A 24,759-nucleotide genomic window follows, 5' to 3' on the forward strand; every position below is an offset into this window, starting at 1 on the left:
GGGCCGCCCGAGTGATTGACATCACGTCTGAACACTATGTACGCTCACCGCACATCCAGCTGAGGGCCAGGTCCTCGAAGCACGTAGAAAGCGACGATCACCGATGAGCGTTACCGAGATATCGACGAGCGAGGCGCGCAGTGAGCCGGGTGCGGCTCTGGCGCTGGCGCGCAGGGCATTCGACAGCGGTCGGACGAGGCCGCTGTCGTGGCGGGTCGCGCAGCTCGAGGGACTGCTGCGGTTCATCGACGAGTGCGAGCCGGCGATCGCGGCCGCGATCGAAGCCGATCTGGGGCGCGGGCACATGGCGACCTTCATGGCCGACGTCGCGCCGGTCCGCCACGAGATCCGGCACACCCTCGCGCATCTGGGTCGTTGGGTGAAGCCCGAGAAGGTCCGGATGAGTGCGGCGACCGCGCCGGGCAAGGCATGGGTGGTCTCGGAGCCGAAGGGTGTCGCGCTCATCCTCGGCGCCTGGAACTTCCCCCTCCTGCTGACCTTGCACCCGTTGGTGAGTGCGCTCGCCGCCGGTAACGCTGCGGTGGTCAAGCCGTCGGAACTCTCGGCTGCCACCGCACGGCTGCTGTCCGAGCAGCTGCCGCGGTACCTGGACACCGAGGCCGTTTCGGTCGTGCTCGGTGACGCGGAGGTCAGTGCCTCGCTCGCCGCCCAGCCCTTCGATCACACGTTCTTCACCGGCTCGACCTCGGTCGGCCGGGCTGTCATGGAGGCGAGTGCCCGCCATCTGACCCCGGTCACGCTGGAGCTGGGCGGGAAGAGCCCCGTGATCGTCGCGGCGGATGCGGACCTCGACGTCGCCGCGCGTCGAATCGCCTGGGCGAAGTCGGTGAACGCCGGCCAGACGTGCACCGCCCCGGACTATGTCCTCGTCGAGGAGTCGGTGCGGCCGGCGCTGGTCGGGCGGTTGCTCGAGGAGCTGCCGCTGCGCGCCGCCTACGACACCACCCGCATCGTCAATCAGCGTCACGTCGACCGACTGCGGCGCGTTCTCGGCACACACGGTGGTGAGCAGTACGGCGGCGAGATCGACGATGCCAAGCGAACCATCAAGCCGGCGCTGGTCACCGACCCCGATCTCGGCTCGGAGCTGATGCAGGAAGAGATCTTCGGTCCGATCCTGCCGCTCGTCTCGGTCCCCGACGTCGCCGCCGCGGCCGCGTTCGTCAACGCGCGACCCAAACCCCTTGCGCTCTATCTCTTCACCGAGTCGAAGGCGGTCGAGGAGTTCGTGGTAGAGCAGACGTCGTCCGGTTCGGTCGTGGTCAACCACCTGCTGTATCAGCTGCTGGTGCCGGAATTGCCGTTCGGCGGAGTCGGCGCATCGGGTATGGGGAACTACCACGGCAAGAACGGGTTCGACACATTCAGTCACCGGAAGTCGGTCCTGAGCAAACCCGCCCGCCCGGACCTCGCCGCAACCTATCCGCCGTACGGACGCCCCATGGAGAAGGTCCTCCGGCGATTGATGGGCTGATGAACTACAACGATTAGGTATTGCGTGATCGACCGCGTGCGAACGCGAGTATTTGTCCGTGTGTCCGCACAGGTGCCGTGCCCGGCACGGCTCCTGTGCGGATTCCGGGGGGTCTGGGTTCCGCACGGGGTCTGAACTGGTCGTATGTCCGACGCCGAAGCCGGGTCGTGGGGCGTTGGCGAGGCCCGTCGGAATGGCAGAGCTGCTGACACTTGACGAGATACGTCTTATGTCTGCTAGCCTCTTGACGATCGCAAGTGGCGGGGATCACAGTAGTTGAGCTAAAGGCTTTAGGCCACATGTCACGCGCGCCTCAGCCCGGTGGCGCGCACCGCGAGCGTCGCGCGGCCCGGCAGGTGGCGGCCGGTTGTGGCGCAGAAAACCGAGGCGGACGCGGTATCCGCGAGAATTCGAGAGGATCCAAATGACTGTCAGTGCTCTGGGGGAGCGCAGTCCGGGAATCAGATCGGCCGAGGCCCTCCGCAAGGTGGGCGGCGGCGTGATCGACCGGATCACCCGCAGTCTGGCGACCATCGGTCGCTCGGCGCGACTGGCGATGGAGATGATCCGCTTCGCGATCACCGACGCGATCTCGATGCGTCTGGCCGGCGCCGAGGTGATCGATCAGATGTGGAAGCTGTTCAAGGTCACCGCACTCCCGGCCCTGCTCATGGCGGTCCCGATCGGCGCGGAGGTCTCGGTGCAGGTCGGTGGCGTCATGGACCAGGTCGGCGCGAACTCGCTCGCCGGAGCAGCCTCCGGCCTGGGTGTCGTGAACCAGGGCGCGCCCATGGCGGCCGGCCTCCTGATGAGCGGCGCCGCGGCATCGGCGATCGCCTCGGACCTCGGAGCGCGGTCCATCCGGGAGGAGATCGAGGCGATGCGGGTCATCGGCGTCAATCCGGTCCAGCGGCTCATCGTGCCCCGATTCCTGGCGATGCTCGCCATCGCCCCGGCCCTGTGCGTCATGATCATCGCGTCGGGTGTCGCTGCCGGACTGGCGATCTCGGCGAATGTGAACGACGTGGTCCCGGCCAGCTTCTGGCAGTCTTTCGGAACCTTCGCGACTCCGACGGACTTGATGTTCTCCGTGCTCAAGTCGGTCCTGTTCGCGTTCATCGTCGTGGTGATCGCCAGCTTGCGGGGACTGGAGGCGAAGGGTGGCCCGAAGGGTGTCGCCAACGCGGTCAACGCCTCCGTTGTCCTCAGTGTCCTGTGCATCTTCATGACGAACATGGCGGTCAGTCAGCTGCAGGCCATGTTCTTCCCGGCCCGATTGGCGTGACGCGATGACGACAGAAGCCCTCTCACGACCGAGCATCGTGGCCCGTGTCGGCCGATCGGTGAGCGATCGATTCACCGCCGCGTTCGCGACCTTCGGCCAGATCGTCCTGTTCGTGGGCAAGACATTCGCCTTGCTGCCCACGACGATCCGGCACTACCGCAAGCAGACGATGAAGACCATGAACGACATGGCATGGGGTAGCGGGTCGATCATCGTCGACGGTGGCGTGGTCAGCCTGATGTTCTTCCTGGGGATCGCCGTCGGGTCGGTCGTGGCGATCATGGCCTTCATGGCGTTCGACCTGCTCGGCTTCGGCGCCCTCACCGGGATCATCAACTCGTTCGGCAACATCCGTGTCGTCGCGCCGATCATCACCGGTATCGGGTTCGCGGCTCAGGCGGGCTGCCGCATGACCGCCGAGATCGGCGCCATGCGGATCTCCGAGGAGATCGACGCCACCGAGACCATGGGTCTGCGCGCCATCCCGTTCGTCGTCGGGACCCGGCTGATCGGCGGGATGCTCGTGGTCTTGCCCAGCTATCTCATGGCCCTGGTCGTCAGCTTCCTGACAGGTGGGCTGATCGTGAAGCTCTTCCACGAACAACCCGAGGGGACCTACGACCACTACTTCGCCCAGTTCGTGTCGATACCCGACTTGTTGGCGTCGGTCGCCAAGGCACTCATCTTCTGCGCGGTCATCACCATCATCCACTGCTACTACGGGTATTTCGCTTCCGGTGGACCGGCGGGTGTCGGGGCTGCGTCCGGACGGGCGATCCGCGCGAGTCTCGTTGCCATCGTTGTTCTCAATTTCCTCATGACCGTGGCCATCTGGGGCCTCAATCCGGTCCTTCCGTTCAGGGGTTGATGTGTCGTCTTACAGCAGTCAGGACTTCATCCGCGGGGATGCTCGAGGCCAGACCCGGACTCTCGTGTACGCCGGCATCGCCGCGGTCGCGGTGCTCGTGGTCATCGTCACGGTGTTCGCTGTGGTGTACCCCCGGGCCACCGCGCCCAAGGGCACCGACCTGCACCTCGTGTTGCCCGCCCTCGGACCCGGCGTGGACACCGGAAGCCGAATCCTGTTGCGCGGCGCGGAGGTCGGTGAAGTCACGGCCATCGACTCCACCGATCCCGACGTCGTACACGTCGATGTGGTGCTCGATGCCCAGGCCGCGGAGAGCCTCACCGATTCGTTCGAGGTCGACTACCGGCCGCAGAACTACTTCGGCGTCACCGCGGTGAACCTGATCGCCATGCCGGGCGGGGCGCAACTCTCCGACGGGCAGACCGTCCGCCGTTCCGCGGCGCCCGACTTCACGATGTCGACCATGATCGAGCGGAGTTCGATCGTCGTGGACGGGACCCTGACGCGGGACATGATCGACAGCCTCGACGAGGTGATGCGGTACGCCGACGGTCTCTCGCCGCTGATCGAGACCGCGATCATCTTCACGGACAAGGTGGCCCGAACCCAGCGGCACATGCCCAGCACGCTGCTGCGCGAGATGAACGACCTCGCCGAGGCGTTCCCGGGATTCAACCGGGAGGCCATGAAGAGTCTCTACGCGATCACCGAGAGCGTCTTCAACAAGATGCCGGACGGGTCGCGCGGCGTCGACGAGGCCTATCACGACCTGATGAACCGATCACTGAACGTGGCCTCCGGTGGGCTGTTCGGCGCGGCCGGAACGCTCCTCGCGTCGCATGCGACGGATCTGACGCCCCTGGTCACGTCCTTCAAGTACCTGATCGACCCGGTGCCGCAGATGATCGGCGGCGGCGCGTCGATGGCGAAGACACGAAAGGCAATCGAACAGTTGCGCAACAGTTTCAGAGGCGACGACGCGAGCAAGACGCTGCAACTGCGCCTCCTGCTCGACAGTGTCCCCGCAGTCTCGGGTCCGCTGGAGAAGATGCGTGCAGTCGGCCCCCGTGCGGGAGGTAACTGAGATGGCATCTCGCAGCACAGTTGTCGCCGGTGCCAAGGTCGCGGTGGTTGCAGCGGTGACGGTCATGCTGTTCGTGCTCGTCGTGAACGCCATGCGCAATCCGGTGGATGCCAGTGTGGTCACCTACCGTGCCGACTTCACCGACGCATCGGGTCTCCACGACAACGGCGACGTCCGATTCCGCGGGAAGCGGATCGGCAAGATCATCTCGGTGGACCTCGAACGCGATGACGACGGAAAGCCCTACGCAAGCGTCGAGTTCACCATGGATGACAGTCAGAAACTGACGTCGACCTCGACCCTGGCGATCAAGTACCAGAATCTCACCGGCGTGCGGTATCTGGACCTGCAGCCCGGTGAGACGACGGGGCGCATGGTGAGCCATGCGACAACAGCGCAGACCGTCCCGTCCTTCGACATCACATCGCTGTTCAACGGTCTCCAGCCGGTGCTGACGACGATGAACGCCGACGAGGTCAACCAATTCAGTGAGAACGCCATCGCCCTGCTCCAGGGTGACGGCAGTGGACTCGGGCCGATGCTGGAGAGCACGCAGAAGCTGGCGAGGTTCGCCGAGAACCGTCAGCAGCTCATCTCGACGCTGACGTCGAATCTGGCCCGTATCGCCGACACGATGGGCGGCCGGTCGCCGCAGGTCATGGGCTTCCTGGAGGCGGTCGATCTACCCATCAGCAATGCCATGACCGTGCTGGACGAATTCGCGGTGACCGCGAGCGCGGGCCCCGCACTGTTCGAACCGATCGAGAGGCTCCTGGTGGCGCTCGGTGTCAACGAGGAATTCGACGTCGACGTGTTTCTGAAGACCACCTTCTCGTCCATGCAAGAAGCGTTGAAGTCCTTCCAGCTGATGCCGAACGCACTCGCCGGACTGCGCGGCATCGACACCCATGCTTCGTTCAGCAAGCAGTGCGCCAACGGACGCGCACACATCCCGTCCGACGTCCGAATCCTGATGACCGGCAGCGAGGTGGTCCTGTGCAATCGATGAACCGGAAAGGGATTCGCAGGTTCACGTCGAACGACGGCGTACTCGGCGTGGTCGTACTCGTGGTGGTGGTGGCGCTCCTCGGCACCCTTGCGATCATCTACCTGCGCCCACCGGGCCAGAAGACGATCACCTTCGAGGTCACCGATGCGTCGGCGATCGAGACCGGTCAGGACATTCGCGTCGCGGGCATCAGCATCGGCAAGGTCTCCGAGGTGGCCCTCCAACCCGACCGGGTGAAGGTCACCGCACGGATAGACGAAGAGACCTTCGTGGGTGACCAGACGAAGATGGAGGTCCGGATGCTCACGCCGGTGGGCGGATACGCGATCACCATGATCCCGCTCGGTCGCGAAGAACTGAAGTCCCCGATCCCGGCCGGCCGGGTGACGGTGCCGTACTCGATCGGTGACGTGATCCAAGCCGTGCCCAGCACGACCGACACGGTCGACACCACCGAGGTCAATGCGAACCTGGATCAGGTCGCCGGCGCCCTGGACGGAAACGACACCTCGCTGCGTTCGATCGTGAACGGGCTCGAGTCGGTGACCTCAGTGTTCGACCGACAGCGCGGCCAGGTTCACCAGATCGCCGCTCTCGCCTCCGAATACCTGCAGACGTTCAACGGCAACCGGGAGTTCGTCTTCGAGCTGATCCGCAAGATCGACATGGTCGTGAGCACCTACCACGTGAACTCCGCGGGCTTCAACTACGCCTACAAACTGTTCGCGAACGTCCTCATGAAGCTGGCCCCGTTCATGCGGTTCTACCTCAACCACAGTGAACTGGTCTCCACTCACGTGAACCAGATGAAAGACACGATCATCCGCGTGCAACAACAACTCGGGCCGGCCATCGACGGTCTGGTGGCGACGCGGAAGAAGCTGGCGCAGTGGATAACACCCGAAGGCATGCGGCAGGTCGGGGGCGGCACCCTGTGGACCGAAAACGTGTGCATCCCCATCCCCGGAAGGAACTGCTGATGAGAGGCCCTTCGAGACGCTCGCGAGCTCGCTCCTCAGGGGGCGGGGGAGGCGTGCGGGCTCGCTCCTCAGGGGGCGGGGGACAACGCCGTCGGCTCGCCATTTCGCTGGGGACCGTGGTGGTGTTGCTCGGCGTGATCACCACGATCGGATTGACGTCGGCAGGCGCCACCGGCGTCGACGACAGCGCGCCCGGCGGTGACGGGTTCTGCGTCGACATCGCGGACACGATCGGTCTGTACGAGGGAAACCCGGTGACACAGATGGGCATCCGGGTCGGAACCATCGATCGGATAGAGAGCCGAGGTGACCATGTACGGGTCACCTTCGCCCTCGATCCCGGTCGCACGTACCCAGCAGACGTCAAGGCGGTGACCAGATCCAAGTCGCTGCTGGCCGACCGGAGTCTGGAGCTGGTGGGCAACTACACCGGTGGACCGGCCCTCGAGGAGGGTACGTGCGTGGGCGTGGAGAACTCGTTCACCCCCAAGAGCATCTCCGAGGTCGCCGCGTCGGCATCGGACTTCCTGAAATCGCTGTCCGACAACGGTGGCGACGACCTCGAGACGGCTCTCGACGGCGCCGACCGAGCTTTTGCCGGGACCGGCCCGCAGGCGGCACGGATGTTCGAGAACGCGGCCCGCGCGGCGCAGAATCCCGACGCATTCGTCGCCGACATCGGTTCGTCCATCAGGGACATGGCACCGCTGACCGACGACGCCGTGAAGAACTGGGATCAGATCATGTCGATCATGAACCAGATGCCCTCGGTCACCCAGCTCGGTACGACCCTGTTCTACGACGTCGCGAGGTTCTGCCGAGGGATCGGTTGGACGATCGCGCTGATGTACGACATCCAGCGCAATTACGGCGAGGACATCCTGTGGCCGCTGCTCCACGGACCGGTGGAGGACATCATCGCCTACGGCGCACAGCGGGCTCCCGAACTCGGGCAACTCGTGGCCATGACACCGTCGGTCGCCGCCGCCATGCGCGAACAGGAGTCGGTCTCGGGCGCGCTCTCGGTGCCTTATGTGGCGCCGAAGATCGACGTCGGGGGCGGCAAGTCGGCACCTGTCAACGCACTGTCCATCCTGTTGCAGAAGGCAGGTCTCCAGAAATGATCGGTAGACGAACCGTGCTCGGTCTGGCCGCGATGCTCGCACTCGTGGTCGGGCTCACCGGCTGCTCGGCGCTGAGTCCCAACCGGTTGCCGTCGGTGAAGAGCAGTGTGCCGCTGGACTATCAGGTGACACTCCAGTTCGCGAGTGTGCTCAATTTGCCGGACGGGGCCGACGTCATGATGAACGGCATCCAGGTCGGCCGGGTGCAATCCACCGAGACCACCGACGAAGGCGTCGACGTGGTGGTCGGACTGACCGACGACCGCCCGGTCCCCGCGGATTCCTCGGCGATCATCCGGCAGAACACGCCGCTCGGCGACACCTACCTGGCATTGCAACCGCCGGCGGGAGGCGGTGGTGAGCTGCTGCGCGACGGCAGCGTCATCCCGAGCGACCGTACGATATCGCCGCCGCCTCTAGAGGACACCATCGCTGTCCTCGCGTACTTCATCAACGGCGGCAGCATCCAGAAGGTCCAGGACACCATGGCGACGCTTAACCGCACGATGCCGCCGGTCAAGGACGTGCGCAAGATCGCGAGCACGGTGTCGAAGGACCTCGACGATCTCTCGCGCAACACCGGGCAACTCGACCGCACACTGAACAGCCTGAACGCGGTCGCCGGGTCCTTCTCCGACAGCCGGAACGAGATCGAGAACGTGTTCTCCGAGCAGGCCGAGCACTATTGGAAGACGGTGTCCTACTCGCTGGTTCGCCACATCAGCACCCTCCTGCCCTCGGTGGGGTCGGTGTTCACCGGCGGCCTGTTCCTCGTACCGCTGCTGAACTCGACGGCCGATGCCGCCGAAGCCGGTCGTGGGATGTGGGACCAGGCGCCCGCGACCGGGACGGCGATGGCGAAGTTCCTGGAGGACACGCTCATCCCGTTCGCGAAGAGGCCGTCGGTCAACATCGCCTCGGTGCAGGCCCCCTCGGTGCAGGCGGCCGGCAAGAAGGAACTGCTGGGCGACGCGAAGATGCTGCTGCGCATGTTGGGAGCGATCCGATGATCACCAAGACCAGGGTCTCGGTGGTGGCCATGCTGGCCATCGCGGGGCTGTCGATCGCCTACATACTCAGTGTCGGACTGCACGTGAACTCGCCCTCGGCCCGGCACGCGACCATCACGGTGCCCGACACGAACGGGATCCTCGTGGGTTCCCGAGTTCTGTTGCGCGGCATCGAGGTCGGTCATGTCACCGAGATCTCGCAGTCCTCGCGCGGCGCCGAGATCACCTGGAACTACGACGAGACGGAGAACATCCCCGTCGAGAGCAACTTCCGCGTGGACAATCTCTCGGCGCTCGGGGAGGCCTATGTCGCGGTGATGCCGACGACGTCCGGCGGTCCCTACCTGGCCGACAACGCCTACATCGAGGGCGAGAACATCTCCAACGCAGCCACTTTCAAGGACCTGTCCGAACAGGTCACCCAGGTGCTCGGACAAACCGATCCGGACAAGGTGCAGCGGGTGTTCGCCGAGCTCGACATGGGACTGCCCGACGGGATCGAGGTCATCGAGGACCTCAACAAGGTGGGACGTCTGCTGACAGCCGAGTTCACGGCTCGTGCTGACGAACTGACCACGTTGCTGGCCACGATGCAACCGCTGCTCATGCGCTCGGAGGCGATCCCGGGGCTGATGCGCGCGACAACGCCGCACCTGGCCGGCTTCGGAATCGGTTTCGCCGAACTGGAGTCGGGCGTCAAGGACGCCATCGACTGGAGTGGGCCGATGTACACGGGTATCACCCAGGGGGCGACGCCACTCGTCGCGGCCTTGCAGAAGTTCCTCGACGACAGCGGTGCGGACCTCAAGATCATCGGTGACAACCTGTTACCCGCCACCCGGTCGGGTGCGGCAGCGCTGCGGACCGTCGACGTCGGCAGGGTACTGGACAACGTGATCAACGCGACCGATTCCGGGGCAGTGGAGATCCGCATCCCGGCAGGGGGGTGACGGTGACCGACCCCGCAAGAGCGAGCGGGATTCTCCCAGCGGACGTGACAAGCGTTCCGACACAAGCCAACCAGCAGAGATCGACAGGAGATCGGCGATGACGAAGACCATCACTTCCGACACGGACACCGAGGCCGACAAGACCGAGGCCGACAAGAACGAGAACACGACGCCGGCAGACTCGGGGACTACCGAGAAGGCCGTCGGCGAGGACACCGGCTCGACCGCGGCGGAGCGCAGCGAATGCACGCCGGACAAGAAGCCTGCCGGCCGGTCGGTGTCGTTGAGATCCATCGTGATCGGAGCCGTCGCGGTGCTCGTCATCGCTGCAGTGGCGCTGTTGGGTTGGCAGTGGAAGAGCGCGTCGGACGAGGTCGGTCGATTGGAGGCGACCGCGGCCGACAATGCTGCGGCCGAGAAGGTCGCGCTGGACTACGCCACCGGCGCCGCCGACATGAGCTTCGAGAACCCCGACGAGTGGCGGACCCTGCTCACCAAGGGCACGTCCCCCGAACTCTCGGAACGACTTCGGCGTGCGTCGACCCAGATGGAACAGCTGCTGCGCCCGCTTCAGTGGTCCTCGACGGCGCAGCCGATCGCGGCGAAGGTCGAATCGGTCGACGGCAACACGTACCAGGTCGTCGCTTTCGTCAACGTGCAGACGAAGAACGTCCAGGCCCCGTCGGGAATCGAGTCCACCGCGACCTACCGGGTGACTCTCGACAAGAGCCAGAACTGGCTGATCACCGCGATCAGCAGCACGGGATCGAATCTGGATGCCGAGACCCCGGGAAATGAAGCTCCCGGCGGCGAACCGTCGATCCCCGGGAATCCGCCCGCCGGGCAACCCGCACCCGCCGACCCGCCGGTCCCGGGCAACTGACGACGAGATCTGGAGGAAGACAATGGGTGTTGAGGTCAGTGTCGAGGGGCTCACGAAGTCGTTCGGTTCGCAGAACATTTGGCGTGATGTGTCGCTGACCCTGCCGGAGGGGGAGGTCTCGGCGCTGCTGGGTCCTTCGGGTACCGGTAAGTCGGTGTTTTTGAAGACGTTGATCGGTTTGCTGCATCCCGAGCAGGGGTCGGTGATCATCGATGGCACCGACATCACGCAGTGTTCGGCCAAGGAGCTCTATGAGATCCGCAAGTTGTTCGGTGTGTTGTTCCAGGATGGTGCGCTGTTCGGGTCGATGAGTTTGTTCGACAACATCGCGTTCCCGCTTCGTGAGCACACGAAGAAGAAGGAGAACGAGGTCCGCGACATCGTGATGGAGAAGATCGACTTGGTCGGTCTGACCGGTGCCGAGGACAAGCTTCCCGGTGAGATCTCCGGTGGTATGCGTAAGCGTGCGGGTTTGGCGCGGGCGTTGGTGCTGGATCCGCAGATCATTTTGTGTGATGAGCCGGACTCGGGTCTGGATCCGGTGCGTACGGCCTATATCTCGCAGTTGTTGATCGACATCAATGCGCAGATCGATGCGACGATTTTGATCGTGACGCACAACATCAACATCGCGCGGACGATTCCGGACAACATCGGGATGTTGTTCCGCAAGGAGTTGGTGATGTTCGGTCCGCGTGAGCAGTTGCTGACCTCGGAGCAGCCGGTGGTCAAGCAGTTCCTCTCCGGTGATCGGTTCGGTCCGATCGGTATGTCCGAGGAGAAGGACGAGGCTCTGGTGGCCCAGGAGGCCGCGATGGCGGCCGCGGGTATCTCCGGTGGTGGTACCAAGGAGGACTTCACCGAGATCATCCCGCAGGTGCAGCCCAATCCCGGTATGCCCGAACGCAAGGCGATCGCCCGTCACCGCGAACGCGTACACGCGATGCTGCCCGACCTGCCGCCGAGTGCCCAGGAGGCGATCCGGCGCAGCCAGGAACAGGAAGACCAGATCCGCGGTGAGAACCGTGCGCACGCCGCCGACGTCGCGAGCCGCCGACGAGACGATCGGGTCTGGCAGGACGCACCCACCGAGGTGCTCCCGCGCGTCTGACGCCACCCGGCCGCAATCCAGAGGGGTGGATTGCGGCCGGTAATCTATTGAAGTTAGATTTGACGTGACGGTCGCCCGCCGTCTCGTCGAACTGGAGGCAGGCCCCTGATGACCATCGATCCCCGCACGCCCGTCCTCGTCGGTGGTGGACAGATCACCGCTCGCGACGGCGGCGTCGAGCCGGTCGACCTGATCGCACGTGCGGCGCGCGAGGCGGCTGCCGAAGCGGGGGCGATGCGCCTCCTGGAACTGATCGACTCCGTCCGCGTGGTCGGCCTGCTCTCGTGGCGCTATCGCGACCCCGGTGCCCTGGTGGCCGAACGGATCGGCGCACATCCACGGCACACCGGATACACCGGGAACGGTGGGAGTACGCCACAGGTGCTGGTCAACGGCGCTGCCGAAGACATCGCCGCGGGCCGCGCCGATGTGGTCCTCATCGGCGGTGGCGAGGCCTGGCGTACGCGGATGAAACTCCGCGCCAGAGGGGAACGGCCGGAATGGACGCGACAGGACGACTCGACCCCGTCCGCGCCGATCATCGTCCCGGATGTACCCATGGAGGCCGAGAGCGAGCGGCGGATCGGGCTGGACCGGCCGTCCTTTGTCTACCCGCTGTTCGAGCAGGCTCTGCGCATCGGGGCCGGCAGGAGCATCGCGGACCACGAGAAGGTGCTCGGCGAGCTGTGGTCGTCGTTCAGCGAGGTGGCCGCCGGCAATCCGCACGCGTGGACACAGCGGAACTACGCGGCGGAGGAGATCGTGACCCCGACCGACGCCAACCGTCTGATCGCTTCTCCTTACCCGAAGTTGCTGAACTCCAACAATATGGTCGATCAGGGTGCGGCGTTGCTGATGTGCTCCGTCGAGACCGCGCAGCGCCTGGGGGTGCCGACCTCGTCCTGGGTCTTCCCGCACAGCGGGACGGAGTCCAAGGACACCGACGCGGTCGCGGCGCGTCCCGCGCTCGACGGTTCGGCGCCGATCCGGATCGGCGCCGCCCGGGCACTCGAACTCGCGGGGGTCGGAATCGGCGACATCGAGCACCTCGACATCTACTCGTGCTTCCCCTCGGCCGTCCAGGTCGCCGCTGCCGAGATCGGGGTTCCGACAGATGATCCCGGTCGTCCGCTGACGTGCACCGGTGGGCTCACTTTCGCAGGCGGTCCGTGGAACAACTACAGCACGCACGCGATCGCCACGGTGGCCACTCGGCTGCGCCGGTCGCCCGGCACCTTCGGCATGGTGACCGCGAACAGCGGGTACCTGACCAAACACGCCTTCGGCGTGTACTCGACCGAGCCGCCCGCCGCCGGCTTCCGTCGGCACGACGTCACCGAAGCGGTGCATCGGGTATGGGCAGGCGCTGAGCGGCCGGTCGAGGTGGTCGATTCCCACGAGGGTGTCGCCGAACTCGAGACCTGGACCGTCGCTTATGACCGCACCGGCGTCCCCGAGCGGGCGTTCGTCGCCGGTCGCGTTCCCGGTGGCGGTCGCACTCTGGCGGTGGTCACCGACGCTGGTGACCTGGATGAACTCGCGAGCACCGAGGCGCAGGGGCGACGCGTGCGCATCGCCGCCGACGGCTCCGCGCATCTCGATTGACGACATATAACTAAAGCCGTAAGGTTTATGGCGATGACGACGGACAGTGATCCGGCGGTGAGGAGAGACACGATGAGCGAACTGGATGACTTCCGGGCGCGCTACGAGCGGCACGTCGGCCACGTGGTCGACGGGGACATGAAAGCCGCGGTGGCCGAGATGATCCAGGAGAACATCCCGGCAGTCTTCGACGGCGTCGACGTCCCGCGCGGCGCGGTGGACGGGCACCGGATCGTCGGCGTCCGGGCCGACGGCGACCGCATGATCGGGGAGACCGTCTACACCACGGAGGGGCGCGAGATCGGCCTGCGCTCGATCTGGGAGCGTCGGGACGGCGAATGGCTCGCCGGAGCACTGGAGAACTTCGCGCCCGAGTCGGTGCGATGACCGCCGTCGACGTTCCCTGGGGGCCCGCCGCGGACGGGCTGGATCAGCCGTACTGGGACGGGCTGACCGAGCGCGAGTTGCGCCTCCAGCGCTGCCGCAGCTGCTCGACCTGGATCTGGAGCCCCCAGTCGGTGTGCGGCAACTGCCACTCGCTCGACATAGGCTGGGAGGCAGTCGAACCCGTCGGCACGATCTACAGTTGGAGCCGAAGCTGGTATCCCTACATCCAGGAACTGTCCGACCGGCTTCCGTATGTCAGCGTGCTCGTCGAACTGGACAACGCGGGTGCTCGGCGCGTCCTCGGCCTGCTGACCGACGATCCCGAACGCACCCCACACATCGGCGATCGCGTCGTCGGGGTCTTCGAGGAACGCGACGGTGAACCGTGGCCGCTTCTCCGGTGGCAACGGGCCGAGTCGAGCGACGGAGGGCGTAGATGAGCAACGGAATTCGTGGTGGCGCCGCAGTCGTCGGTGTCTCCGAGGCGCACTACAAGCGCGGTCAGTCGCCGTTCACCGAACAGCAGATGACGATCCGGGCGATCCTCGACGCCTGCACCGACGCGGGAGTCTCACCCCGGGAGATCGACGGATTCGTTTCGTACGCAGGCGGTTCCAATGACGGGCCGATCCTCGGCGCGGCGCTGATGATCGACGAGCTGCGCTGGTCGAACATGATGTGGGGTGGCGGCGGCGGAAGTGTGGCGGCCGCGATCACCAACGCGGCCGTCGCCATCGCGTCGGGTCAGGCGCAGTGCGTCGTCGTATACCGCGCGATGTCGCAGGCCGACACCGGGCGCCTCGGATACGCCACGTACCACTACGGATCTCACTTCCTCGCACACGGTGTGGGGTCGCCGGCCCAGATCTGCGCCATGCGCACCCAGCGCATGCTGGAGCACGACGGTGTGCCCCGCTCGGCGATGCGTTCGCTGGTGCTGGCCGCGTATCAGCACGCGCAGCAGAACCCGACTGCGCAGGGCCACGGCAAGCCGCTGGACGAGGAGACCTACGAGTCCTCGCGGCTCATCGCCGAGCCCTTCCATCTCTACGACTGCTCGCGGGAGAGCGACGGTGCCGTCGCGCTGGTCCTCGTCGGCGCCGACCGTGCACGGGATCTCCGTCGTGACCCGGCGTTCGTGCTGGCCGGTGCGCAAGGAGCGCCGGGCGGCTTCTGCGAACGGGTCGACAACGACGCACAGTATTCGACGGCCGGTTTCGGTCCGGCGAACAACGGGAAACCCGGTGTCGCCGAACGTCTCTGGGCCGCGGCGGGCCTCGGACCCGACGACGTCGACGTGGTCCAGGTGTACGAGAACTTCAGTGGTCCGGCGGTCGCCGCGCTGATCGATCACCGGTTGTGCCCACCCGGCGAGGCGGCCGGCACCGTGATGACGGTCGACAATCTGACCGCCCCACACGGGAAGTTGCCGGTGAACACCAGCGGGGGCAATCTCGCGGACTCGTTCATCAACGGACTGAATCTGGCGGTCGAGGCCGTCCGGCAGATCCGGGGCACGTCCACCAACCAGGTCGCCGAGGCGCGGACGTCGTTGTTCATCGGAGGGCCGATGGCGCCGCTCGTGAGCTCGGTGCTGTTCGGCCACGCCGACACCGTCTAGCGGCGACCGGCACCACCTCCGTCACCACACCTGATCGGGAGAAGACATGTTGGAGCGAGACGCTCTGTTCATCGGTGGGCAGTGGACACCGACAGAGTCGGGCACGGGGTACGACGTCATCGAGGCGGCCACCGAGAAGCCGCTGGGCAGAAGCACGCTGGCCGGCCCGGCCGACATCGATCGTGCGGTCGCCGCGGCGCGGTCTGCGCTGTCGGGACCTTGGCGTTCGATGGGTCCGGGGGAGCGAGCCGATGTCCTCGACCGGTTCGCCGCCGCTCTGACCGCACGTGGGCGCGACACCGCCCAGCTGGTCAGCCGGGAGAACGGCATGCCCATCGCGTTGTCGAAGTCGGTCAACGGATACGGCCCGGCGGCGATGCTCACGTACTACGCGAACCTGATCCGCGCCACCGACACCGAGGACGTGCGCCCGAGCGCCTTCGGTGGACGCACCGTCGTCCGGCGTGAACCGGTCGGAGTGGTCGCGGCGATCACCCCGTGGAACTACCCTCAGCCGCTGGCGGCGATGAAGATCGCGCCGGCCCTCGCGGCGGGTTGCACGATCGTGCTCAAACCCGCACCGGAGACCGCACTGGATGCCTTCGTCTTCGCCGACGCGGCACTGGAAGCGGGTGTCCCTGACGGGGTGCTGAATGTCGTTCCGGCCGAACGCGAAGCGGGTGCCTACCTGGTCCGGCATCCCGGCGTCGACAAGGTGGCGTTCACGGGTTCGACGGCCGCGGGGCGGGCCATCGGGGAGGTCTGCGGTGCTCTGCTTCGCCCGGTGACGCTCGAGCTCGGCGGCAAATCCGCGGCCATCGTGGCCGAGGACGCCGATCTCGACGAGTTCAGCCGGCACCTGCTCGAGGTCTCGCTGGTCAACAATGGCCAGACGTGCCACGCGAGCACCCGGATTCTCGCACCGCGCTCCCGGTATGCCGAGGTCGTTGACGTCGTCACCGAGACGGTCCGGGCCCTGTCGGTGGGGGACCCGCTCGACAAGTCGACCGCCATCGGACCGCTCGTCAGCGCCGCGCAGCGCGACCGGGTGCTCGGTCATGTGGAGGCGGGGCGCGCAGCCGGATACCGCATCACCACCGGCGGCGGTGTCCCCGGCGGTCAGCCACAGGGTTGGTTCGTCGAGCCGACGGTCTTCGCCGACGTGGACAACTCAGCGTCGATCGCACAGGAGGAGATCTTCGGTCCGGTCCTCACCGTCACCGAGTATGCCGACGAGGACGATGCGGTCCGCATCGCCAACGACTCCGTGTACGGGCTCGGCGGGACGGTCTGGACGACGGATGAATCCCGCGGGTTGGCGATCGCGGACCGGATCAGCACCGGGACGGTCGGAGTCAACTACTACGCACTCGATCTCGCGGCGCCCTTCGGCGGCGTCAAGGCGTCGGGACTCGGCAGGGAACTCGGCCCCGAGGGCCTGGCGCCGTATGTGTCCACCAAATCGGTGTACTTCGGTACGCGCTGAACCCGGCCGCAGAAGACACAGCCCTCCGCTGCGGCACAAGTACTTTCGACAGGAGTGACATGAACGGTCTGCCTCTCACAGGTGTCCGGGTCGTCGACGTGACCGACGGCCTCGGTGAGTCGTGCGGCCGTTTTCTCGCCGACCTCGGTGCCGAGGTGGTCCGCGTCGAACGGCCGGGCGGTTCGCGTTCGCGTCACGCGGAACCGGTCGAGGCGGGGATCAGCATCCCGTTCGCGCTCAACAACGCGAACAAGAACCTCGTGATCCTCGACCTCGACTCCGAGGCCGGGCGATCCCGATTCCGCGAGTTGGTCGGCGGCGCCGACATACTCGTCGAGACCATGTCCACCGGGAGCGGGATCGAGCCCGCGGATCTCCGCGAGGAGAATCCCGCGCTCGTCGTGGTCACGGTGAGCGGCTTCGGACTGACCGGACCCTACCGCGACTGGGCGGCCACCGAGTCGGTGATCTACGCGATGAGCGGTGTGCTGTCGCGGTCGGGCGAACCCGGTCGCGATCCGCTCCTGCCGCCGGCCGGTCTCGTCGAGCAGTCGGTGGGCGTGCACGCCGCGTGGTCGGCACTCCTGGCGTTCTACGATCGCATCCGCACCGGCAGCGGACAACTCGTCGACATATCCGCCTTCGAGGCGGTGGTGCACGGATTCGATCCCGGGTTCGGCGTCCAGGGTTCGGCGGCGGCCGGACGGCGCGACGACTTCCCGCGGGACCGGCCCGACGCGGCCAACTTCTACCCCGTCCTGCGCTGCGCGGACGGGCAGGTGCGAATCTGTCTGCTCGCCAAACGCCAGTGGCGCGCCATGTTCGCCTGGCTGGGTGAACCCGAGGAGTTCGCCGACCCCGTGTACGACACGATCCCCGCGCGATTCGCCGCCGCCGACCGGCTGCACCCGCTGATCGAGGAGATGTTCGCCGCCCACACCCGCGACGAGCTCGTCGCCGAAGGCGCCGCGCGCGGTATCCCGATCGGCGGGGTCCTGCGCATCGGCGAAGTCCTCGACAACGAACACTTCAGCGCCGCGGGAACTCTCATCGACGCCGAGATCGCACCCGGTGTCGATGCGCGGATCCCCTCCGGATATGCGTCGATCGGCGGACACCGGGCGGGATTCCGGCATCGGGCCCCGGTCGCGGATGCGGGTGCCGACGAGTACACCTGGTCGACGAACGCCGAGGCCTGGCGGCCCGCGGACGACCGGGGAGAGCCGGGGTCACACCCGTTCGCCGGGCTGCGCGTGCTCGATCTGGGCGTCGTGGTGTTCGGGGCCGAACTCGGCAGGCAGTTCGCCGACCACGGTGCGGACGTGATCAAGGTCGAGAACCGCGAGTTCCCCGACGGTCTGCGCCAGTCGAAGCGACCGAACTCCCTGTCCCCGTCGGTGGCATGGGGTCATCGCAACCGTCGATCGCTCGGACTGAATCTGCGGACGGATGCGGGCAAGGATCTGTTCCGGAAGCTGGCGGCCGACGCCGATGTGGTGCTCGCGAACTTCAAACCCGGGACCCTCGACGCGATGGGAATCGGATACGACGAACTCCGACAGGTCAATCCGCGGATCATCGTCTCGGAGGGAAGCGCCTTCGGGAGTGTCGGACCGTGGAACACCAGGCTCGGCTACGGCCCTCTTGTCCGTGCCGCCTGCGGGGTCTCGGCCCTCTGGCGCTACTCCGATGACGACACCGGCCTGAGTGACGGTTCCACCGTGTACCCCGACCACATCGGTGGGCAGGTGAGCGCGGTGACCGTTCTCGCCGCGCTGATCGCGAGAGCCTCGCGCGGCCAGGGCGCCGACATCGAGATCGCGCAGGCCGACACGGCCCTCGTCGCCCTCGGCAGCCAGCTCGCACGCGAGTCCCTGGCCGCGGGATCGGTGTCGGCCGTCGGCAACAGCGATCCATTCGCCTCGCCGGCCGGCGTCTATCCCTGTGCCGGAGACGACGAGTGGATTGCCGTCACGGTCCGCGATGACAGCGAATGGCGGAGCCTGGCACGCGTGATCGGCCGTGAGGATCAGGCCGACGACCCGCGGTTCCGGACCGTCGACGCGCGGATCGACAACCGCACCGAGGCCGACAAGGTGTTGACCGACTGGCTCGCCGATCGGACACCCACCGAGGCGATGACCGCCCTCCAGGAAGCCGGCGTGCCCGCAGGCGCGATGCTCCGCTTGCCCGAGTTGCTCACCGACCCACATCTTCTCGAACGGAACGCCTACTCGCAGCTCGAGCATCCGCTGCTCTCCGGGCCGCTGCCCACGGCGGTGCGGGTCGCCAGATTCACCTCGATCCCGGACGCGCCACTGCGTCCGGCGCCGGCCCCGGGTGCCGACACACGCGAGATCGCCCTCGAGGTACTCGGACTCGATGAGGCCGAACTCGGCGCGCTCGTCGCCGATGGTGTCCTCCAGCCCACGGACGGGAATGCACAGCGATGATCACCTACGACTGGCGTCCCGAACTGACCGGCGCGGAGCTCGACGAGGTCCTCCAACTCGTCTCCGACGCCGCGGAATACGACGAGGAAGCGGGGTTCTCGTCGATCGACGCCGACACCGTGCGCGGGACCGGTGGAAACGCAGGAACCGTCGCGCACCTGCCGATCAAGGCCCGCCGCGACCTCAGCCCGCTCGAGGACGTCCCGATGGTCATCGTGGCCTACCTTCATCTGTCGGTCGACGCCGACGGAGTGGGCACGGTGTCCTACGTCGTCCACCCCGACTACCGTTCGCGCGGGATCACGACCCTGCTGGTGGAGGAGATCGGCCTGGACGTGACCGGGAATGACGGGTGGGAACACACCGGTGCCAACGCGCTTCGGTGTTGGGCCTATGCCACCCATCCGGCATCGGGCAGGCTGACAAGGCGATTCGGGATCTCCGCGGTGAGCAGGCAGTGGACCCTCGCTCGGCACCTGGCCGGTCCGTTTGCACTCCCTCTCGACGAGACCGGGGTACCGGACCGGGTCGCTCTCGCCGAGCCGCGCGACCTCGCGGCCGACGATCCCGAGATCGGCCGGGTCGTGTTGGCCGCGCAGCTGCCCGAACGGCACCACGACCGTGTGTCCGCCGAGGTCCGTCGTGGTGGCGGGACCGTCATCGAAGCGCGGGATGAGAGCGGTGACGTCCTCGGATTCGTCTGGTACACCACCGAACACCGTGTGCATCTCGAACTGCGGACCGCGCCCGTCCACGCGCTCGTCCTGTCGGAGAAGGCACGCGGTCTCGGACTCGGGACGACGCTGCTGACAGCAGCGCTGGTCCGGCAACGTGATTCGGGAATCCAGGTCTCCCAGTTGCGGATCGATCCAGACGATGCCGGTGCGGTGCGGATGTGCCGTCTGCTCGCCTTCGAACAAGAGGACGTGCACTCCTGCTATCAGGTCGGAACCAGTACGAGCCCGCCGCCGGCGTTCCGATGAGCGTCGTCCGCGCCGGGCGACAGCCGTTGTGAGGATGGGAAATCCGAATGAGTGAGGGTCTGACCGCCACCGAGTTCCCCGGCGATGCCAAGCTACGGGTCGCCGCGAAACAGGTGGAGGCCGAGGGGGTCGTGTCGCTCACGCTGGTCGATCCCGACGGGAATCCGCTGCCCTCCTGGGAACCCGGCGCGCACCTCGACCTCATTCTGGGTGACGATCTGATCCGTCAGTATTCGTTGTGCGGCGACGTGACCGACCGGGACCGACTGCGGGTCGCCGTTCTGCGTGAGCCCGCCGGCCGGGGTGGATCGGCGCGCGTGCACGACGAACTGACGGTGGGGGATCTGGTCGCGGTCAAGGGGCCGCGCAACAACTTCCCACTCGTGGAGGCGGATTCGTATCTCTTCGTCGCCGGCGGGATCGGGATCACCCCACTCGCACCGATGATCGCCGAGGTCGACGCCCGGGGTGTGGAATGGACTCTGCTGTTCGGCGGTCGGACAGCATCCGGGATGGCCTTCGCCGAGACGCTCGCGCAACAGCATCCGGATCACGTCCGTCTCCGGCCCCAGGATGAGTACGGCTTGCTCGACCTCGGGTCCGCGATCGCCGAGGTGCCGTCGGGAACGGCGGTGTACTGCTGTGGTCCCGAACCTCTTCTCGCGGCCATCGAGGCGGCGTGCGCCACCCGGTCGGACATCGAACTCCACGTGGAGCGATTCGCGCCCAAGACCGTTGTGGCCGGTAGTGATTCGACAGATGAGGCGTTCGAGGTCGTGCTGGGGCGCAGGGGGCGGACGGTGACCGTGTCCGCCGGCGAGTCGGTGCTCGACGCGTTGCTCGAGGATGGCGTGGACGTCGACTTCTCGTGCCGCGAGGGCACTTGCGGCACCTGCGAGCAGGGCGTTCTCGAGGGCGTGCCGGACCATCGCGACTCGGTGCTGTCCGAGGACGAGCAGGCCGCGAACGACTGCATGATGGTCTGTGTATCTCGTAGCTGCACACCGAAGCTGGTGCTCGATCTCTGACCTGTGACCGTCGAAGGGCGGTCGTCGACGGAGGGGTTCCGTGGCCCCCCGTTGTGGTCATCCCGCGGCGGCGGCCTCCACATCCGGCGCCGGCAGGTCGTGGTCACGGATGATCCCGTGCAGGAAGCTGCGAACGATCGCCTCGAAGAGCTGGCGCTGGGTGAGGTCGTTGCTCGACAATGCTTGCGCCAGAAGGGGTTGCGACTCCGGGGAGACATTCGGGAAGATCGCCGACTTGGGGCGCGGTGGCCGCATCGCTTCCATCAGGACCGCGCCGATCGAGAGGGTCTCCATGCCGTCGAGGATGCGGACGTGCAGGTCCACTGGGACGCCGGAGTCGAGCAGGAACTGGGCGGTGTCCTCGTAGGTCGAGGTGAACAGATCGCGCGGGAGATGTTGCAGCAGGACCGGGGCCGCGTTGCGGTGGCGCAGGATCGACTGTCGGAAGTTCAGCGCCAGGGCGACGAAGAACTCCGGCCAGTCGGGTCCGGGGTTCATCCGCGGTCGTCGGACCGCGGTGCCGGCGATGTAGCGCGCGACCTCGGTGAGGATCTCGTTCTTGTCGTCGAAGTGATGATAGAGCGACGGTGCTCGGACCCCGAGATGCTTCGCGAGCCGCGGCAGGCTGAACGCGTCGAGTCCCTCGGAATCGATGATGTCGATGGACGCCATCACGGCTGCCTTGCGACTGATCAACGGCTTGGACGGCCGTGCCATGTCCCACCTCTCGACGCTGCCTGAACGGACCTAACAAGAGTAGTTTCAGGCGCGGTGGATGTCCATGTGGGCGAGCCGTTTCGATGGTCTCCTCGCACCGAGGGCGGCCATCAAGATGTCCGGCTGTGATCCACGATCGCTATCGGGCATCGCGTGTGATGTTGCGCGGCGCGGGCCACCGAACCCGCCCAGGCCGCGAAGGTGCTTCCCGCGCGCGGGCGGGTGACGACGAGCAACGAGGCCTGCGGAACCGCCTCGCTGACCGCGCGGGACGGGTTGCCGTTGACCAGCTGCAGTGTCGTGTCACAGTCGGGGAAGCGTCGGCGCCACGGTGCGAGCAGCGCGTCGGCGCGTGCGTACACGGATTCGATCTGGGCGGGCGGCGCCGCGTCGGATATCGCGCACACGACCGCCACCGGGCTCCCCGTCACATCGGCGTACTCGAACGCGGCCGACAGCGCGAGATCGGAGGGGGCATCGACGTCGATCGCCGCGACGACCGGACCGCCCGTGGCGAGGTTGCGGTACGGGACGGTCACGACCGGGCAGTGCGACCTCGCCGAGAGCGCGGAACTGATGCTCCCGGTGGTGAGACGTTCGATCAGTCCGGGCCGATGGTGTCCCAGGACCATCAGGTCGACCCGGTCCGACACCCGCGTGAGGAGCGGGATCGCGAAGTCGTGCTCGACGATGGTGTCGATGCGCAGACCGGCATGCTGGGCGGTCAGGCGGGTGGCCATCGAGGACACGTGGGCGACGGCTGCCCGGCGCGTGGCGGCGACGTCGAAGTCGAGGTCGAACTCACCGAGAGGTTGCAGCGCTGCGGTGGCCGCGAATCCGTGGATCAGCACCAGGCGGTCCCCGACCGCGGGCCGAGGCGGCCGCCCAACGGGCGGCCGCCTCGGATTCGGGACTCAGGTCCACCCCGACGGCGATGGTGTTCATCGCGCGCGGGTGGCGTCGCCCGTCCGCGTCCCGACGGCGGAGGCGTCGTCCGCGACGAGACCGACCGCGGACGGTGCCACGGTTGCGGGTACGGCCACGTCGGCGGCGGCAGCCTCCTGCGCGCGGCGCTCCTCATCGCTGCTCATCGTCTTGAGGGCGACTTCCTTGATGAGCGTGATGGCGATGAAGCTCAGGGCCGCCATGACCGCTGCGACCAAGAAGATCCGGGCCGTGCCGTCGCCGTACGCGCCGCGGACGATGGCTGCGATCGGAGCCGGCAGTTCGTTCAGAGTGGCCAGGCCGGCAGCCCCGCCACCGGTCTGTCCGGACCCGATGCCCAGGGCCCCGAGGCCCTTCGCGATGAGGTCGGTGACGTGGTTGGACAGGATCGCGCCGAGCACCGAGACACCCGCGGCTCCGCCGAGCGAGCGGAAGAAGGTGACCGTCGAGGTCGCCGCGCCGAGGTTGTCGGGGCTGACGTTGTTCTGCACCGCGAGAACGAGGTTCTGCATGGTCATGCCCATGCCGCAGCCCAGGATGAACAGGAACGCACCGACCAGGACCATGTTCGTATGCGCGTCGATCGTCGCGAGCAGGCCGAAGCCGATCGTCATCATCGCGGCACCCGCCACGAGGAATCGCTTCCACCGGCCGTACCGGGTGATCAGGTTGCCCGACACGGTCGCCGAGAGCATCGAACCGATGACCATCGGCAGAGTCAGCAGGCCGGCCGCGGTGGGTGAGTAACCGCGCGCGATCTGGAAGTACTGCCCGAGGAACACCGCGCCGCCGAACAATGCGACACCGACGCCGACGCTGGCGAGAGTCGCCAGGGTCGTCGTGCGGTCGCGGAAGATGTGCAGCGGGATGATGGGGCTCGACACCCTCGACTCGACGAAGACGGCCGCGGCGAGCAGGGCGACTCCGAGTGCCACCAGTCCGTACGAGGTCAGCGATGCCCAGTCGAAATTCTTACCTGCCAGCGTCACCCAGACGAGCAGGGTGCTGACGCCCGAGGCGATGAGCACCGCGCCGAGGTAGTCGATGCTGACCTTCTTGCGGACGACCGGGACGTTCAGTGTGCGCTGGATGACGAGGAGGGCGATGACGGCAAGGGGGACACAGACGTAGAACGTCCAGCGCCAGCCGAGCCAGCTGGTATCGACGATGACGCCGCCGATCAGGGGTCCGGCGACGGTTGCGACGGACATCACCGCGGCCATCGGTCCCTGGTACCGGCCGCGTTCGCGCGGGCTGAACATCGTCGCGACGACGATGACCACCAGGGCCTGCAGACCGCCGAGGCCCAAGCCCTGGACGACGCGGAAGCCGATCAGCATCTCGACCGACGTGGACAGTCCGGCGAGGACGGAACCGAGTGTGAAGAGGAACAGCGCGCCCTGGACCAGCAGCTTCTTGCTCACGAGGTCGGCGAACTTGCCCCAGATGGGCGTCGTTGCGGTCGATGCGAGCAGAGTGGCGACGACGACCCAGGTGTATTGATCTTGGCTGCCGTGCAGGTCGGTGATGATCGTGGGCAGGGCGTTGGACACCACGGTCGACGACAGGAACGCGACGAACATGCCGAGCAAGAGGCCGATGAGGGCCCTGATTTTCTGACGATGAGTCATCGGCACGTCTTCGGCCGGCGCCACCGCGGAAGCGGGTGCACTCATAAAACAAACCTCCGAGAAAGAATGCTGCCCGCGGCGACCGGAGACGGGGCGGGCTGCGA

22 protein-coding genes are annotated in these 24,759 nt (G+C 66.7%); 19 read left to right on the forward strand and 3 right to left on the reverse strand.

Annotated features, from left to right (window positions below; all coding sequences use genetic code 11):
- The first annotated feature begins 103 nt into the window (after positions 1-103).
- The 19 genes from KTR9_RS03620 (at position 104) to KTR9_RS03710 (ending at position 21,362) form a co-directional block, all read left to right on the forward strand.
- Positions 104-1,495, forward strand: coding sequence for an aldehyde dehydrogenase family protein (locus KTR9_RS03620; RefSeq protein ID WP_014925257.1), 1,392 nt, complete (start codon positions 104-106; stop codon positions 1,493-1,495).
- Between the two features lie 424 nt (positions 1,496-1,919).
- A complete protein-coding gene (locus KTR9_RS03625) occupies positions 1,920-2,780 on the forward strand; it encodes an ABC transporter permease (protein WP_010844066.1) in 861 nt (286 codons plus the stop codon).
- Between the two features lie 4 nt (positions 2,781-2,784).
- The gene (locus KTR9_RS03630; RefSeq protein WP_035718004.1) at positions 2,785-3,648 is read left to right on the forward strand and encodes an MlaE family ABC transporter permease; all 864 of its coding nucleotides are present in this window, start codon (positions 2,785-2,787) and stop codon (positions 3,646-3,648) included.
- Between the two features lies 1 nt (position 3,649).
- Complete coding sequence (locus KTR9_RS03635; protein WP_014925258.1) at positions 3,650-4,732, forward strand: MlaD family protein; 1,083 nt, start codon at positions 3,650-3,652, stop codon at positions 4,730-4,732.
- 1 nt (position 4,733) lies between these two features.
- Positions 4,734-5,741: an MlaD family protein gene (locus KTR9_RS03640; RefSeq protein WP_010844069.1), complete on the forward strand. Its 1,008-nt coding sequence runs from the start codon at positions 4,734-4,736 to the stop codon at positions 5,739-5,741.
- Entirely contained in the window at positions 5,738-6,721 is a 984-nt protein-coding gene (locus tag KTR9_RS03645) for an MlaD family protein (RefSeq protein ID WP_014925259.1), read from the forward strand. Before KTR9_RS03640 ends, KTR9_RS03645 begins: the two co-directional genes overlap by 4 nt.
- On the forward strand, positions 6,721-7,845 hold the full coding sequence (locus tag KTR9_RS03650) for an MlaD family protein (RefSeq protein ID WP_014925260.1): 1,125 nt from the start codon (positions 6,721-6,723) through the stop codon (positions 7,843-7,845). The genes KTR9_RS03645 and KTR9_RS03650 overlap by 1 nt, the downstream gene beginning before the upstream one ends.
- The gene (locus KTR9_RS03655) at positions 7,842-8,855 is read left to right on the forward strand and encodes an MlaD family protein (RefSeq protein ID WP_014925261.1); all 1,014 of its coding nucleotides are present in this window, start codon (positions 7,842-7,844) and stop codon (positions 8,853-8,855) included. The genes KTR9_RS03650 and KTR9_RS03655 overlap by 4 nt, the downstream gene beginning before the upstream one ends.
- The gene (locus KTR9_RS03660) at positions 8,852-9,805 is read left to right on the forward strand and encodes an MlaD family protein (protein ID WP_014925262.1); all 954 of its coding nucleotides are present in this window, start codon (positions 8,852-8,854) and stop codon (positions 9,803-9,805) included. The genes KTR9_RS03655 and KTR9_RS03660 overlap by 4 nt, the downstream gene beginning before the upstream one ends.
- 97 nt (positions 9,806-9,902) lie before the next feature.
- Positions 9,903-10,688, forward strand: coding sequence for a hypothetical protein (locus KTR9_RS03665; protein WP_014925263.1), 786 nt, complete (start codon positions 9,903-9,905; stop codon positions 10,686-10,688).
- A gap of 22 nt (positions 10,689-10,710) precedes the next feature.
- Complete coding sequence (locus KTR9_RS03670; protein ID WP_014925264.1) at positions 10,711-11,799, forward strand: ABC transporter ATP-binding protein; 1,089 nt, start codon at positions 10,711-10,713, stop codon at positions 11,797-11,799.
- Between the two features lie 108 nt (positions 11,800-11,907).
- The gene (locus KTR9_RS03675) at positions 11,908-13,404 is read left to right on the forward strand and encodes an acetyl-CoA acetyltransferase (RefSeq protein ID WP_014925265.1); all 1,497 of its coding nucleotides are present in this window, start codon (positions 11,908-11,910) and stop codon (positions 13,402-13,404) included.
- Positions 13,405-13,476: 72 nt separating this feature from the next.
- A complete protein-coding gene (locus KTR9_RS03680) occupies positions 13,477-13,791 on the forward strand; it encodes a hypothetical protein (protein ID WP_010842885.1) in 315 nt (104 codons plus the stop codon).
- Positions 13,788-14,231: a Zn-ribbon domain-containing OB-fold protein gene (locus KTR9_RS03685; RefSeq protein ID WP_044505790.1), complete on the forward strand. Its 444-nt coding sequence runs from the start codon at positions 13,788-13,790 to the stop codon at positions 14,229-14,231. Before KTR9_RS03680 ends, KTR9_RS03685 begins: the two co-directional genes overlap by 4 nt.
- Entirely contained in the window at positions 14,228-15,412 is a 1,185-nt protein-coding gene (locus KTR9_RS03690; RefSeq protein ID WP_014925267.1) for a thiolase C-terminal domain-containing protein, read from the forward strand. Before KTR9_RS03685 ends, KTR9_RS03690 begins: the two co-directional genes overlap by 4 nt.
- 46 nt (positions 15,413-15,458) lie before the next feature.
- The gene (locus KTR9_RS03695) at positions 15,459-16,898 is read left to right on the forward strand and encodes an aldehyde dehydrogenase (protein WP_014925268.1); all 1,440 of its coding nucleotides are present in this window, start codon (positions 15,459-15,461) and stop codon (positions 16,896-16,898) included.
- Between the two features lie 59 nt (positions 16,899-16,957).
- Positions 16,958-19,351 carry a CaiB/BaiF CoA transferase family protein gene (locus tag KTR9_RS03700; protein ID WP_014925269.1) on the forward strand — a complete coding sequence of 798 codons (2,394 nt, stop codon included), beginning with the start codon at positions 16,958-16,960 and terminating at the stop codon, positions 19,349-19,351.
- Complete coding sequence (locus tag KTR9_RS03705) at positions 19,348-20,334, forward strand: GNAT family N-acetyltransferase (protein ID WP_014925270.1); 987 nt, start codon at positions 19,348-19,350, stop codon at positions 20,332-20,334. Before KTR9_RS03700 ends, KTR9_RS03705 begins: the two co-directional genes overlap by 4 nt.
- A 47-nt stretch (positions 20,335-20,381) precedes the next feature.
- Positions 20,382-21,362: a PDR/VanB family oxidoreductase gene (locus KTR9_RS03710; RefSeq protein ID WP_014925271.1), complete on the forward strand. Its 981-nt coding sequence runs from the start codon at positions 20,382-20,384 to the stop codon at positions 21,360-21,362.
- A 57-nt stretch (positions 21,363-21,419) separates the two neighbouring features.
- Here KTR9_RS03710 and KTR9_RS03715 read toward each other — a convergent pair whose 3' ends face one another.
- The 3 genes from KTR9_RS03715 to KTR9_RS03725 all read right to left on the reverse strand — a co-directional run bounded on the left by KTR9_RS03715 (position 21,420) and on the right by KTR9_RS03725 (position 24,700).
- The gene (locus tag KTR9_RS03715) at positions 21,420-22,079 is read right to left on the reverse strand and encodes a TetR family transcriptional regulator (protein WP_010842878.1); all 660 of its coding nucleotides are present in this window, start codon (positions 22,077-22,079) and stop codon (positions 21,420-21,422) included.
- A 110-nt stretch (positions 22,080-22,189) separates the two neighbouring features.
- Positions 22,190-22,930, reverse strand: coding sequence for a universal stress protein (locus tag KTR9_RS03720; RefSeq protein WP_014925272.1), 741 nt, complete (start codon positions 22,928-22,930; stop codon positions 22,190-22,192).
- Between the two features lie 90 nt (positions 22,931-23,020).
- On the reverse strand, positions 23,021-24,700 hold the full coding sequence (locus tag KTR9_RS03725) for an MFS transporter (protein WP_014925273.1): 1,680 nt from the start codon (positions 24,698-24,700) through the stop codon (positions 23,021-23,023).
- Between the last annotated feature and the right edge of the window lie 59 nt (positions 24,701-24,759).

The sequence above is a fragment of the Gordonia sp. KTR9 genome (assembly GCF_000143885.2).
Classification (GTDB): Bacteria; Actinomycetota; Actinomycetes; order Mycobacteriales; family Mycobacteriaceae; genus Gordonia.

Excerpts from the sequence above, each read along its gene's own strand:
- KTR9_RS03620 (WP_014925257.1), top strand. The coding sequence starts at position 104 with ATGAGCGTTACCGAGATATCGACGAGCGAGGCGCGCAGTGAGCCGGGT.
- KTR9_RS03625 (WP_010844066.1), top strand. The coding sequence starts at position 1,920 with ATGACTGTCAGTGCTCTGGGGGAGCGCAGTCCGGGAATCAGATCGGCC.
- KTR9_RS03630 (WP_035718004.1), top strand. The coding sequence starts at position 2,785 with ATGACGACAGAAGCCCTCTCACGACCGAGCATCGTGGCCCGTGTCGGC.
- KTR9_RS03640 (WP_010844069.1), top strand. The coding sequence starts at position 4,734 with ATGGCATCTCGCAGCACAGTTGTCGCCGGTGCCAAGGTCGCGGTGGTT.
- KTR9_RS03645 (WP_014925259.1), top strand. The coding sequence starts at position 5,738 with ATGAACCGGAAAGGGATTCGCAGGTTCACGTCGAACGACGGCGTACTC.
- KTR9_RS03650 (WP_014925260.1), top strand. The coding sequence starts at position 6,721 with ATGAGAGGCCCTTCGAGACGCTCGCGAGCTCGCTCCTCAGGGGGCGGG.
- KTR9_RS03655 (WP_014925261.1), top strand. The coding sequence starts at position 7,842 with ATGATCGGTAGACGAACCGTGCTCGGTCTGGCCGCGATGCTCGCACTC.
- KTR9_RS03660 (WP_014925262.1), top strand. The coding sequence starts at position 8,852 with ATGATCACCAAGACCAGGGTCTCGGTGGTGGCCATGCTGGCCATCGCG.
- KTR9_RS03665 (WP_014925263.1), top strand. The coding sequence starts at position 9,903 with ATGACGAAGACCATCACTTCCGACACGGACACCGAGGCCGACAAGACC.
- KTR9_RS03670 (WP_014925264.1), top strand. The coding sequence starts at position 10,711 with ATGGGTGTTGAGGTCAGTGTCGAGGGGCTCACGAAGTCGTTCGGTTCG.
- KTR9_RS03675 (WP_014925265.1), top strand. The coding sequence starts at position 11,908 with ATGACCATCGATCCCCGCACGCCCGTCCTCGTCGGTGGTGGACAGATC.
- KTR9_RS03680 (WP_010842885.1), top strand. The coding sequence starts at position 13,477 with ATGAGCGAACTGGATGACTTCCGGGCGCGCTACGAGCGGCACGTCGGC.
- KTR9_RS03685 (WP_044505790.1), top strand. The coding sequence starts at position 13,788 with ATGACCGCCGTCGACGTTCCCTGGGGGCCCGCCGCGGACGGGCTGGAT.
- KTR9_RS03690 (WP_014925267.1), top strand. The coding sequence starts at position 14,228 with ATGAGCAACGGAATTCGTGGTGGCGCCGCAGTCGTCGGTGTCTCCGAG.
- KTR9_RS03695 (WP_014925268.1), top strand. The coding sequence starts at position 15,459 with ATGTTGGAGCGAGACGCTCTGTTCATCGGTGGGCAGTGGACACCGACA.
- KTR9_RS03700 (WP_014925269.1), top strand. The coding sequence starts at position 16,958 with ATGAACGGTCTGCCTCTCACAGGTGTCCGGGTCGTCGACGTGACCGAC.
- KTR9_RS03705 (WP_014925270.1), top strand. The coding sequence starts at position 19,348 with ATGATCACCTACGACTGGCGTCCCGAACTGACCGGCGCGGAGCTCGAC.
- KTR9_RS03710 (WP_014925271.1), top strand. The coding sequence starts at position 20,382 with ATGAGTGAGGGTCTGACCGCCACCGAGTTCCCCGGCGATGCCAAGCTA.
- KTR9_RS03715 (WP_010842878.1), bottom strand. The coding sequence starts at position 22,079 with ATGGCACGGCCGTCCAAGCCGTTGATCAGTCGCAAGGCAGCCGTGATG.
- KTR9_RS03725 (WP_014925273.1), bottom strand. The coding sequence starts at position 24,700 with ATGAGTGCACCCGCTTCCGCGGTGGCGCCGGCCGAAGACGTGCCGATG.